At 71.5% G+C, this 11,989-nt stretch carries 11 protein-coding genes; 9 read left to right on the top strand and 2 right to left on the bottom strand.

All coding sequences use genetic code 11. The annotated features are described in order from the left end of the window. Positions 1 to 31 precede the first annotated feature (31 nt). The 3 genes from ACZK5D_RS08335 to ACZK5D_RS08325 are packed head-to-tail and all read left to right on the top strand — an operon-like array spanning position 32 to position 1,931. Positions 32 to 622: a biotin transporter BioY gene (locus tag ACZK5D_RS08335; RefSeq protein WP_463664929.1), complete on the top strand. Its 591-nt coding sequence runs from the start codon at positions 32 to 34 to the stop codon at positions 620 to 622. Next, positions 619 to 1,314, top strand: coding sequence for an energy-coupling factor ABC transporter ATP-binding protein (locus tag ACZK5D_RS08330; protein WP_463664928.1), 696 nt, complete (start codon positions 619 to 621; stop codon positions 1,312 to 1,314). The genes ACZK5D_RS08335 and ACZK5D_RS08330 overlap by 4 nt, the downstream gene beginning before the upstream one ends. Then, positions 1,311 to 1,931, top strand: a complete 621-nt coding sequence (locus ACZK5D_RS08325; protein ID WP_463664927.1) for an energy-coupling factor transporter transmembrane component T family protein — start codon at positions 1,311 to 1,313, stop codon at positions 1,929 to 1,931. The genes ACZK5D_RS08330 and ACZK5D_RS08325 overlap by 4 nt, the downstream gene beginning before the upstream one ends. Before the next feature lie 7 nt (positions 1,932 to 1,938). On the opposite strand, the gene ACZK5D_RS08320 is transcribed toward ACZK5D_RS08325, so the two are convergent. Further along, on the bottom strand, positions 1,939 to 4,452 hold the full coding sequence (locus ACZK5D_RS08320) for a hypothetical protein (protein WP_463664926.1): 2,514 nt from the start codon (positions 4,450 to 4,452) through the stop codon (positions 1,939 to 1,941). Then, positions 4,449 to 5,750 (bottom strand): SWIM zinc finger family protein, encoded by a 1,302-nt coding sequence (locus ACZK5D_RS08315; protein WP_463664925.1) that lies wholly within the window; start codon positions 5,748 to 5,750, stop codon positions 4,449 to 4,451. Before ACZK5D_RS08315 ends, ACZK5D_RS08320 begins: the two co-directional genes overlap by 4 nt. A 142-nt stretch (positions 5,751 to 5,892) precedes the next feature. Between ACZK5D_RS08315 and rapZ the strand changes: the two genes are divergently transcribed. The 6 genes from rapZ to tpiA all read left to right on the top strand — a co-directional run bounded on the left by rapZ (position 5,893) and on the right by tpiA (position 11,920). After that, positions 5,893 to 6,756, top strand: a complete 864-nt coding sequence (gene rapZ, locus ACZK5D_RS08310; protein ID WP_458994307.1) for an RNase adapter RapZ — start codon at positions 5,893 to 5,895, stop codon at positions 6,754 to 6,756. Next, positions 6,753 to 7,700 (top strand): gluconeogenesis factor YvcK family protein, encoded by a 948-nt coding sequence (locus ACZK5D_RS08305; RefSeq protein WP_463664924.1) that lies wholly within the window; start codon positions 6,753 to 6,755, stop codon positions 7,698 to 7,700. The genes rapZ and ACZK5D_RS08305 overlap by 4 nt, the downstream gene beginning before the upstream one ends. Before the next feature lie 33 nt (positions 7,701 to 7,733). Beyond that, positions 7,734 to 8,717, top strand: a complete 984-nt coding sequence (whiA, locus tag ACZK5D_RS08300; protein WP_458994305.1) for a DNA-binding protein WhiA — start codon at positions 7,734 to 7,736, stop codon at positions 8,715 to 8,717. 107 nt (positions 8,718 to 8,824) lie between these two features. Further along, positions 8,825 to 9,820 carry a type I glyceraldehyde-3-phosphate dehydrogenase gene (gene gap, locus ACZK5D_RS08295; RefSeq protein ID WP_458994304.1) on the top strand — a complete coding sequence of 332 codons (996 nt, stop codon included), beginning with the start codon at positions 8,825 to 8,827 and terminating at the stop codon, positions 9,818 to 9,820. Positions 9,821 to 9,926: 106 nt separating this feature from the next. Beyond that, positions 9,927 to 11,141: a phosphoglycerate kinase gene (locus tag ACZK5D_RS08290; protein WP_458994303.1), complete on the top strand. Its 1,215-nt coding sequence runs from the start codon at positions 9,927 to 9,929 to the stop codon at positions 11,139 to 11,141. Beyond that, entirely contained in the window at positions 11,141 to 11,920 is a 780-nt protein-coding gene (gene tpiA / locus ACZK5D_RS08285) for a triose-phosphate isomerase (protein WP_458994302.1), read from the top strand. Before ACZK5D_RS08290 ends, tpiA begins: the two co-directional genes overlap by 1 nt. The last annotated feature ends 69 nt before the right edge of the window (positions 11,921 to 11,989 follow it).

Below are 11,989 nucleotides of genomic sequence, written 5' to 3'. Positions count from 1 at the left end.
ATGGGACGACGCCTCACCACAGGAGCACCCCATGAGCACCACCACCGCCCCCTCCGTGCGCAGCTTCGCCCCCGCGGACCTGGCCTATGTCGCGGTCTTCGCGGCCCTCATCGCCGCCCTCGCACTGACCCCCGCCATCCCCATCGGCACCCTCGGCGTGCCGATCACGCTCCAGACCCTCGGCGTGGCCCTGGCGGGTCTCTGCCTCGGCGCCTGGCGGGGTGCCGCCGCGGTGGCCCTCTACCTGCTGGTCGGCCTCGCCGGGCTTCCGGTGTTCTCCGGCGGCAGGGCCGGCCTCGCGGTCCTCGTCGGCCCCACGGGCGGCTACCTGATCGGCTTCCTGTTCTCGGCGTTCGTCGTGGGCCTCGTGGCCCAGTGGGCCGTGCGGCGCGGGCTGAGCCCGCTCACCCCGGTGCTGTTCTTCCTCGGTGTGTTCGCCGCCCGGGTGCTCATCATCTGGCCGCTCGGCGTGGCCGGCATCGCCCGCGCCGTCGGGAAGCCGATCGGCGAGATCTGGCTGAGCGACCTCGCCTTCTGGCCCGGCGACATCCTCAAGGGGATCATCGCCGCCGTGATCGCGTTCGCCGTCCACAAGGCCTTCCCGAGGCTGCTCGGCCGATGATCAGCCTGCGCGCGGTCACCGTCGTCATCCCGGCAGTCCGCCGGGGTGACGCCGACCGCGTGCTGCTGCACCCCCTCACACTGGACCTCGCCGAGCGGCGGATCGCGCTCGTGGGGGCCAACGGTTCGGGCAAGTCCACGCTGCTGCGCCTGCTCAACGGGCTCCGGCACCCGACGGAGGGTTCCGTCACCGTGGACGGCCTGGACACCGTCAAGGACGCGAAGGCGGTCCGGGCGAAGGTGGGCTTCGTCTTCACCGATCCGCTGGCCCAGCTGCTGATGTCGACCCCCATCGAGGACGTGGAGCTCAGCCTCCGCGGCCGGGTCAAGGGCCGGGCGGAGCGGACGCGCATGGCCCAGGGCCTGCTCGAGGATCGCGGCCTCGGGCACCTGGCGCACCAGAGCATCTACGACCTCAGCGGCGGCGAACGACAACTCGTGGCGCTGACCAGCGTGCTGGCCGTCGAGCCGACCATCCTGGTCGCGGACGAACCCACCACCCTGCTGGACCTCCGCAACAGGCGGGCGCTCCGCCGGACCTTCGCGGAGCTCAGCCAGCAGATCATCTTCTCCACCCACGACCTCGACGTCGCCGCCGACGCCGACCGGGTGATCGTGGTCCACGAGGGCCGCATCGCCGCCGACGGCGCGCCGGAGGAGGCGCTCGCGGCGTACGAGGCGGTGCTGGTGTGAACGCCCACGCATCCCTGCTGGGCCTCTACGAGCCGGGGGAGGGCTGGCTGTTCCGGTTCGGCACGGGCGCCAAGTACCTCCTGTTCCTGGCCGTGACCATCCCCCCGCTCGCCGCCGGCTCCTGGTGGGTCACCGCCGTCGCCCTCGCGGTCGTGCTGGCGCTGCTGTGGACCTCGGGCGTGACCCCCTGGCGTGCCCTGCGGATCGGTTGGGTGCTCTGGATCCTGCTCATCGTGATGGCCGCCTACCACCTGATCTCGCTCAACCCGGCCGCCGCCGTGGTGCAGTCCGGCAACATCCTGGTCGCCGTTCTGGCTGCGCGGATGCTCACCCTCACCACCTCGACGCCCGTCCTCATGGACGCGCTGGCCCGCGGCCTCGCGCCGCTGCGGTGGGTGCGGGTCGACCCTCAGCAGGTGGCGCTGGCCGTGGCCCTGATGATCCGGTCGGTGCCGTACCTCATCGGCTCCATCGACGACGCCCGCGACTCCGCGCGCGCCCGGGGCCGCGACCGCAACCCAGCGCTGCTGCTGACCCCCGTGGTGGTGGGGGCTGTGGCCTACGCCGAGCGCACCGGTGAGGCCCTCCACGCCCGCGGCCTTCCGAGCGACGACTGATGTCAGCTCAGGCGTCGGGGCGGCCCCCGCGGAGCACCGAGCGCAACCGGCGCGCCTCGACCGTGAGCCGCGATCTGCCCGTTCTCTCGGCCACCTCGTCCAGGCCCCTGATGGATCCGGTGGCGCCTGTCACCAGGGCCGCTTCTGCTGCCAGCCCCACCAGATCGGCGATGCCGGCGCGGCCGGACGGATCGGCCGGGAGCAGCGTGGCCAGGACGTGGCGCTGCACCCCCCACGTGTAGCGGGCGCCGGCGAGGCTGGAGCCGGCCACGTCGCGGAGGTGGCGGGTCCATCGCGTGAGCCGGTACTCACCGGAGGTCAACAGCTCGGCCCAGTGGGGACCCGCGGCCTCGCCGTCGAGGTCACCTGCCGCAAGCAGGCCGAGTGTCGCGTCAAGTGTCGCCGCCCGGGTGGCGGCGTCCTCCTGGGCCGCGCCTGCCGCCAACGTGACGTGGGTCACCTGGCCCACCGCGCCCTGCTGGTGGGGGAGCAGAGTCAGCGGTTGGACGAGGACCCCGCGACCATCCCACCCCGACAGTTCGCGCAGGTGGTGTGCCGAGAGCAGTTCCCGTTGTGTGGGCGTCAACGTGACTGCCGAGGACTCCTCACCGCCGACGTACTGCGTCACCCCGTCGAGCCGGCCGATGCGTCGCAGCAGCGCCCCACCGCGACCGGTGACTCCAGGCCACTCGCCGGTGAAGCGGTGGTAGGACCCGCGGCGGTGGTGGTCCCGGTACAGGTGCCTCAGGGCTGGAGCGGGGAGCGCGCCGGCAGCCAACTCCCCGGCCAGCCAGTGCGCATCGGGACCGTCCAGAGCTGCCACCCGCTCCCGGTAGTCGTCGCCGAGGCCGAGCGGCAGACGCAGCCATGCGGCCTCGAGATCCACGCGAGGGATGCTCCTGTCCTCAGCGGCCGCTCTGGCGAGGTCCTGGAGGAGACGGTCGGGGTCGAGGATGCCCGAGGCGTCGCGCGGGAACGCGACGAGCGCGGTGGCGGTACCGGCCCTGAGCGCGTTGGCCACTTCGCGCGCGCGCACTACCGTGGCGCGTGCATCGGCGCGGTGCCTGGGCGTCAGCCGCTTCAGGGTGGCCACGGCGCCGCGGGACGTCTCCGCAAGGCCGCCGCGGAGCTCCTCGAGGAGGTCCGGCATCCAGTCTCGTTCCGTGAGCACCTCGGCGCGCGATGCTCCTTGGAGCCGGCCTCCGTAGGCGGCGAAGCCGGCGACGAGGCGCTCCTCGTCGCCGAACTCGAACCCGATCGTGGTGACCCGGCGAACCAGGTCCACAAGCTCGTCGGATGACCCGACAGGTTCGAGGGGCAGGACCGGCGCCGCGATGGGCAGCTCCGGCAGGCGTCCGACAACGGTGGCCGGATCCGCGCCGCGAACCGTCGCATCCACACCATCCAGGGCCCAGGCCACGTCAGACGCGGCTGCATCGCCGAGCGGCCCCAGCCCAGTAAGGAGGGCCAGAGCCTTCTCCTGCACGGCCCGCTTCGGGTGGCCGAGGCCGACGGCGGCCGCTCGTGCGATGATATCGGGCGACGAGGGCGCCCGCCTGCTCAGAGCCCCCAGCCAGGTGAGTGCGGACTGGGGGAGGGAGGCGTCGGCTCGGGCCAGGAGCCGGGCGCAGGCGTCGACCACCGTGGCGGCCTCGAGGGGTGCGGCGGCGTCGAGTCGCCGGACGGCCTTCAGCGCATGGACGGCCACGAAGGCCTGCCGGCTGTCCAGAAGCGCCAGGTACTCGCGGATGAGTCCCTGGACTTCGGCCGGGGTGGCCGCGAGTTCCTCGAGGATCCAGAGGACGGCCCGCAGGTGCGGTTGCATGCCGCCCCGGACAAGCGCTGCCACCAGCCGACGGTGCAACTCGTCCCGGTCAAGCACCCCACCCGCAGCCCATTCGGCTGCGATGACGGCCCAGCGGCGCTCCCGCCCCTTGGCGGCGGCGTTCAGCCACTCGGATACCACGGCGTCGTGCAGGCGGTCCGACTCCAGCGCCCGCAGCAGGATGCCGGGAAGTGCCGGGTCGACGGCGAGCTGGGCCTCTGCGTCCAGCCGTGGGTCCTGGCGGCGCAGCAGGTTCAGGGCGTAGTCGGGTGTGTCCAGGTGGGTGAGTCCGCAGCGGGCGAGCAGAGCGTCGACCACCTCCCACGGCACCTCGTCGCGGCCCGATTCCGCGCTCATCGTGACCCTGGTGAGGAGCGCGACCAATGCAGGGAGCCACGACACCCTGCGGTCGAGGATCACGTCCAGCCGCCCTGGGTGGTCTCCCCAGCGGAGCACCCGGGCGGCACCCTCGGCGGAGGGTGCAGTGGCCAGCATCGCGGTGTCGAGGGCGAAGTCCGCGAAGGGGCGTCCCGGCCACCGGCCGGTGCGCCAGTACTCGGCCTGTTCCTTCCGCAACGCGGCGAGCAGGGGACGGGTCGCCTTCCGGTCCGCCTCGCCCGCGCCGCGGTACAGCTGCGCGACGGCGGTGGAGTCATTGCGCCGGATCGCCCGCTCGAGCGCCGACTGGTCGATCACCGGGCGAGCTCCACGGCCAGCGCGTGCTTGCACGGTCCGCGTCCGCCCTCGTACCTGGTCCACCACGTGCAGGTGCAGGCCCAGCCGGAGGTGAGGCGCCGCAGCCGGTACGTGGAGTCGCCTGAGTCGACGGTGGCGGTCTCACCGTCGACCCGCACCGCACCAGCGGCGAGCAGCTGGCGCGCCCCCACAAGCCTCGGGTTACGACGGGCCGCGGCATCCGCGTCGTAGGGAAGCTCGCGATGGAAGAAGGCGCCCTCGGCGCAGTCGAAACCGACCCGCCCCGAGGTGCCGAGCCGGGTGAGCACCCGAAGCACGCGTCCCTCCTCCCACCCGAGCGCGTACGCGATGGTCGCGGCGTCCGCGCCCGGAGTCCAGGCCAGCTGGTCGAGCACGCCGCCGGCGTCGTCGGCGTCGCCCAGCGCCAGGTCGGTCAGCACCGCACCCTCGCCGCTGAAGCCGCGAGGCACTTCGGGTGAGAGTGTCAAGGTGAGGCGGGCATCGTCGAGGACCAGCTCCCACGCGCTGGGGCGGGGCGCTCCACCGGTGGCCAGCGGTCCGTGGAGCCGCAGCGATTTAGCCCATCGGAGCATCGGCAGCAACGCGCCCAGACGGTGGGTGCCGTCGAGATATGCGGCGCCGTCGGTCGGGACCGCGGAGACGCGCAGTGAGGAGCCCGACGGCACGATCCAGAGCCTGCGGCCCCCGCGCGGCAGCGACCGCAGGAACCGCTGCGCGGCCAACGCTGGCACCTCGGCCAGGGACTGCATGGTCGCGGCCGCCACCGACGCCTCCCCGAAGCCGCGGACCCAGCGCTCTGGCAGCTTGACCTTCCGCTCGACGACGGACCCGGTCATCGTCGAGGCGGTGACCGCATCCGCACCCACGTCGAGCCGCAGCGGCTCGCCCGAGCGGATGGTGGTGAGGGCGTGCCTGAGGGGCGGGTTGACGTCGATGTTGGTGGTGCCGAGCTCGCCGGGTGCCCCGGTGAGGGCACCTGGAAGCAGGTCGAACCGCGCGTAGACGCCCCCGCATCCCGAGAACGACTCGAACCGCAGGCGTTCACCGTCGCTGGTGACCACGGGGTCCAACGAACTCCACTCGATGCGCGTGTAGTAGCTCGTGGCGGCCACCTCGGCCACGGCGAGTATCCCTCGCGCACACTGCTCCGCTTCGACGACGGTGCCGGAGAAGAAGTGGGGGCTGGCCACCCTCCCTGCCGGGCCGATGCCCGGCGCGGTGGCCAGCGACACGGACATCGGATCCGCGGTCGACGGGAAGCCGTAGGTCAGCGACATGCGAGAGAGCATAGGGTCAAGGCGCCCCATACCTCTCTGCACCTCTCTGCGCGAGCCCGGAGGTGGGTGCTGCTCATTCATGCCGACTCCGGTGAGGACGTGCCGGCACGACGAGGCGCCGCCGCTCCCTTAGGCTGGCGGCATGACCGATGCCCCGCAGGAGATCGCCCTCATCACCGGAATGTCCGGCGCTGGTCGCCGGACGGCGGCGCACACCATGGAGGACCTCGGCTGGTACGTCGTGGACAACCTGCCCCCCGTGATGCTGCCGGCGCTCGCCCAGACGCTCCGCGGCTACGGCATCTCCAGGATCGCGGTGGTGGCCGACGTGCGGTCCAGGGAGCACTTCGAGCAGCTTCCGGAGGTCATCGCCAGCCTGAAGGCCGCCGGCGCCTCCGTGACGAGCGTGTTCCTCGAGGCCGCCGACGACGTCATCGTGCGCAGGCAGGAGTCGAACCGCAGGCCGCTGCCGCTGCAGGGCGGGGACCGCCTGAGCGAGGGCATCGACCGTGAGCGCCGCCTCCTGGCGGACCTGCGGGCGGACGCGGACATCGTCGTCAACACCACCTACCTCTCGGCGCGGCAGCTCACGCAGCGGGTGGCCAACCACTTCGGGGACGAGGCGACCGACAGGCTGAAGATCGCGCTGATCTCCTTCGGGTTCAAGAACGGGGTGCCGATCGACGCCGACATGGTCTTCGACGTCCGCTTCCTGCCCAACCCTCACTGGATCCCCGAGCTGCGGCCCAAGTCCGGCCTCAGCAAGGACGTGGCCCAGTACGTGCTCAAGCACGAGGCCGCGCAGCAGTTCCAGGAGGCCATGGTCAACCTGCTTGAGACGGTGGCCCCCGGCTACCTCGCCGAGGGCAAGCGCCAGGTCACCGTCGCCATCGGCTGCACCGGCGGCAAGCACCGCTCCACCTCGATGAGCGAGGAGCTCGCGGTCAGGCTCAGGGAGCGAGGCTTCCCCACCACCGTGCTGCACCGGGACCTGGGCAAGGAATGAGCCTCCCACGGCTGCCCCGGGTCGTCGCGCTCGGCGGGGGGCACGGGCTGGCGGTCTCGCTCAAGGCGCTGAGGCGGGTCACCGACCGGCTGACCGCAGTGGTGACGGTGGCCGACGACGGCGGATCCTCCGGCCGGCTGCGCCAGGAGCTCGACTGCCTCCCGCCAGGCGACCTGCGCATGGCACTGGCGGCCCTCTGCTCCGACGACCACGTGGGCCGCACCTGGGCGAGCGTGCTGCAGGCCCGCTTCCACGGCGACGGGCCGCTCGGCGGCCACGCGATCGGCAACCTCCTCATCGCCGGGCTGTGGCAGCAGCTCGACGACCCGGTGGCCGGGCTGGACATGGTGGGCGACCTGCTGCGCACCCGCGGCCGGGTGCTGCCCATGAGCTCGGTGCCGCTGGACATCGAGGCCGACGTCGTGGGCCTCGATCCGCTCGAGCCCGACGAGGTCTGCACCCTCTCCGGGCAGGCGACGGTGGCCAAGACCCGCGCCGTCGTGCAGGCGGTGCGCCTGATCCCGGACCGTCCGCCCGCCAGGCCCGAGGTCCTGACTGCGGTCCGCGAGGCCGACAGCGTGATCCTGGGGCCCGGATCGTGGTTCACCAGCGTGATCCCGCACCTCCTGGTGCCGGGCCTCGCGCGGGCGCTGCTGGAGACCAAGGCCCAGCGGGTGCTGGTGCTCAACATCGCGCCGGCGGAGGAGACCGACGGGTTCACGCCGTCGCGCCACATCGAGTTGCTGGCCGAGCACGCCCCCGGCCTGACGCTGGACGTGGTGATCGCCGACGCCAGCTTCGCCGGCACCGACCACCACCTCCAGTCCTACGTCGAATCCCTGGGCGGACGCCTTGTCACAGCCGATGTGAGGGCCCGGGACGGCTCCCCGACCCACGACCCCAACCTGCTCGCCGCCGTCTTCAGCGAGGTCATCGGCGGCTGACGGGTGCTTCGGGGCGTGTGGCAGACTGCCCGCATGGCCCTGACGCAGAAGGTGAAGTCCGAGCTGGCGACCGTCCTCGCGCCGCACCCCTCGGTGCGCCGCGCAGAGGTGGCCGCCCTGCTCCGGTTCGCGGGCGGCCTGCACCTGGTGGGGGGACGTATCGTCGTCGAGGCCGAGCTGGACACCGGGGCCGCGGCGCGCAGGCTGCGCGCCTTCGTCACCGACCTGTACAACGTCGAGAGCGACCTGCTGGTCATCAACGGGTCCGGCGTCCGCCGCGGCCCCCGCTACACGCTGCGGGTGGTGCGCGACGGCGAGCAGCTGGCCCGCCTGAGCGGCCTGGTGGACATGCACCGGCGTCCCGTCCGCGGGCTCCCCCCGGCCGTCGTCGGCGGGTCGGTCGCGGACGCGGTGGCGATGTGGCGCGGGGCGTTCCTGGCCCGAGGGTCGCTGACGGAGCCCGGCCGGTCGATGTCGCTCGAGATCACGTGTCCGGGCTCCGAGGCGGCGCTCGCGCTGGTCGGCGGGGCCCGTCGGATCGGGGTGTCGGCCAAGGCGCGCGAGGTGCGCGGCGTCGACCGCGTGGTGATCCGCGACGGGGACGCCATCGCCGAGCTGCTGACGCGCATGGGGGCGGGGGAGACCCGCCTGGCCTGGGACGAGCGCCGCAGGCGCCGCGAGGTCCGCGCCAGCGTCAACCGGCTGGCCAACTTCGACGACGCGAACCTGCGCCGGTCGGCGCGCGCGGCGGTCGCGGCCAGCGCACGGGTGGAGCGGGCACTGGAGCTCCTCGGCGAGGACGCCCCTGAGCACCTGCGGATCGCGGGGGAGCTGCGCCTCGCCCACCGGCAGGCCAGCCTGGAGGAGCTCGGGCGCCTGCACGAGCCGCCGCTGACCAAGGACGCCGTGGCGGGCCGGATCAGGCGGCTCCTGGCCACGGCCGACAAGGCCGCGGAGGACGCGGGGCTGCCCACCACAGAGGCCAGCCTGCCCGCCGACCTGCGCGACGACGACTGACGGGCACCAAACCGGACCCCGCGTCTTGCCGCGGCGCCACAACTGGTTAGGATGAACCCGTCCGCATGCGCTTCCGCGCAAGGTAGCTGAAAGGGATCGATATCCTCATGACCGTTAAGGTTGCAATCAACGGCTTTGGCCGCATCGGCCGTAACTACTTCCGCGCGCTCGTCGCGTCAGGCGCCGATCTCGACGTGGTCGCCGTCAACGACCTGACCGACAACAAGACGCTCGCCCACCTGCTCAAGTACGACTCGATCCTGGGTCGTTTCCCCGGCGAGATCAGCTACGACGACGACGCTCTGACCGTCGACGGCAAGGAGATCAAGGCCTTCGCCGAGAAGGATCCCGCGCAGCTGCCCTGGGGTGACCTGGGCGTGGACATCGTCATCGAGTCCACCGGCTTCTTCACCGACGCCACCAAGGCTCAGGCGCACATCGCCGCCGGCGCCAAGAAGGTCATCATCTCGGCTCCGGCCAAGAACGAGGACATCACCATCGTCATGGGCGTCAACGACGACAAGTACGATTCCGCGGCGCACACGATCATCTCCAACGCCTCCTGCACCACCAACTGCCTCGCCCCGATGGCCAAGGCGCTCAACGACGGCATCGGCATCGTCAAGGGCCTCATGACCACCATCCACGCGTACACGCAGGACCAGAACCTGCAGGACGGCCCCCACAGCGACCTGCGTCGCTCGCGCGCCGCCGCCCTCAACATGGTCCCCACCACCACCGGTGCGGCCAAGGCGGTCTCCCTCGTGCTCCCCGAGCTCAAGGGCAAGCTGGACGGCTACGCGATGCGCGTGCCCACCCCCACCGGCTCCGCGACGGACCTCACCTTCGAGGCCTCCCGCGAGACCACCGTCGAGGAGATCAACGCGATCATCAAGGCCGCGGCCGACGGCAAGGTGCTCGTCTACACCGAGGACCCGATCGTCAGCAAGGACATCGAGACGGACCCCGCGTCCTGCATCTTCGACGCCAAGCTCACCAAGGTGATCGGCAACCAGGTCAAGGTGCTCGGCTGGTACGACAACGAGTGGGGCTACTCCAACCGCCTCGTCGACCTGACCGCCCTGGTCGGCTCGAAGCTCTGATTCCCACACCTCAAGTGGTCTGAACAACGGCCCTGTGACCCGCGCGCGGGTCGCAGGGCCGTTGTCCGCCTCTACCGACGAAGCCACCCAACAAGAAAGGCTCACTGTGAAGTCTGTTGCAGATCTGGGCGATCTCCACGGAAAGCGGGTCCTCATCCGCTGCGATTTCAACGTCCCGCTGGATGCCGACAAGAACATCACCGACGACGGCCGCATCCGCGCCGCGCTGCCCACGCTCACCGCGCTGCGCGACGCCGGTGCCCGCGTCGTGATCATGGCCCACCTCGGCCGGCCCAAGGGCGAGGCCAACCCCAAGTACTCGCTCGCGCCCGTCGCGAAGCGGCTCAGCGAGCTGCTGGGCGCTGAGGTGAAGCTGGCCGACGACGTCGTCGGCGAGTCCGCGCAGGCCACCGTCGCCGCGCTGGCCGACGGCGACGTCGCGCTGCTGGAGAACGTGCGCTACGAGCCGGCGGAGGAGTCCAAGGACGAGGCCGCCCGCCAGGAGCTCGCCGCCCGCTACGCGGCCTTCGGCGACCTGTTCGTCTCGGACGGCTTCGGCGTGGTCCACCGCAAGCAGGCGTCGGTCTACGACGTGGCCAAGCTGCTCCCGAACGTGGCCGGCTTCCTGGTGGCCAAGGAGGTCGACGTGCTGCGCCGGCTCACCGAGACCCCCGAGCGCCCCTTCGTGGTGGTGCTCGGCGGCGCGAAGGTCGCGGACAAGCTGTCGGTCATCGACAACCTGCTCAAGGTGGCCGATACGCTGATCATCGGCGGCGGCATGGTGTTCACCTTCCTCAAGGCCCAGGGCTACGAGATCGGCGACTCGCTGCTCGACGCGACGAACCTCGAGACCTGCAAGGGGTACCTCGAGGAGGCCAAGGCCAGCGGCAAGACCATCCTGCTCCCCGTCGACGTGCGGGTGGCCGAGGGCATGGACTTCGACGCGCGCCAGGTCAAGGGTGACGTGGACGTCGTCTCGGCGCACGCCATCCCCGCCGGCAAGCAGGGCCTGGACATCGGTCCCGAGACCGAGAAGCTGTTCGCCGACGCCATCACCGGCGCCAAGACGGTGTTCTGGAACGGCCCCATGGGCGTGTTCGAGATCGAGGCGCTGTCCCACGGCACCGCAGCCGTCGCCAAGGCCCTCACCGCGGTCGACGGGCTCTCCGTCGTCGGCGGCGGGGACTCGGCGGCCGCCGTCCGCGTCCTCGGCCACGCCGACGACGAGTTCGGCCACATCTCGACGGGCGGCGGCGCCTCCCTCGAGTTCCTGGAGGGCAAGGAACTGCCCGGTATTTCCGTTCTGGAGGAGGACAACTGATGACCCGCAAGCCGATCATGGCCGGTAACTGGAAGATGAACATCGACCACATCGAGGCCACCGGGCTGGTGGAGAAGATCCACTACGCGCTGCTCGACAAGGACTACGACCCGTCGAAGTCCGAGGCCGTGCTGATCCCGCCGTTCACCGACCTGCGCACCGTGCGCACCCTCATCGACGGGGACCGGCTGCCGTTCCAGCTGGGGGCGCAGAACGTGTCGCAGTTCGACAACGGCGCCTACACCGGCGAGATCTCCACCTCGATGCTCACCAAGCTCGGCGTCAGCTACGTCGTCGTCGGGCACTCGGAGCGCCGCCAGTTCTTCGGCGACACCGACGAGATCATCAACGCCAAGGCCGCCAAGGCCCTGGCCGCCGGCATCACGCCGATCATCTGCGTCGGCGAGGGCCTGGACATCCGCAAGGAGGGCCGGCACGTCGAGTACACCCTCGAGCAGGTCCGAGGCACCCTGGCCAACCTGACGGCCGAGCAGGTCGCCGGCCTCGTCATCGCCTACGAGCCCGTGTGGGCCATCGGCACCGGCGAGGTGGCCACCCCGGACGACGCTCAGGAGGTGTGTGGCGCCATCCGCAAGGAGGTCGCGGCGCTCTACGACGAGCCCACCGCGGAGGCCGTGCGCATCCAGTACGGCGGCTCCGTGAAGGCCGACAACGTGGCGCAGATCATGGCCAAGCCGGACGTCGACGGCGCGCTCGTCGGCGGCGCCGCGCTGAAGCCGGAGGAGTTCGCGGCGATCGTGCGCTTCTACCAGCTCTGACCAGCTGACCCACCTGCGCGAAGGCGCAGGAACAACCGGTTTCCCGACATTAGGCAAATTGGGGGGCGG

The sequence above is a fragment of the Tessaracoccus yangjingae genome (genome assembly GCF_055326235.1).
This window is presented reverse-complemented; position numbering and strand designations above follow the sequence as displayed.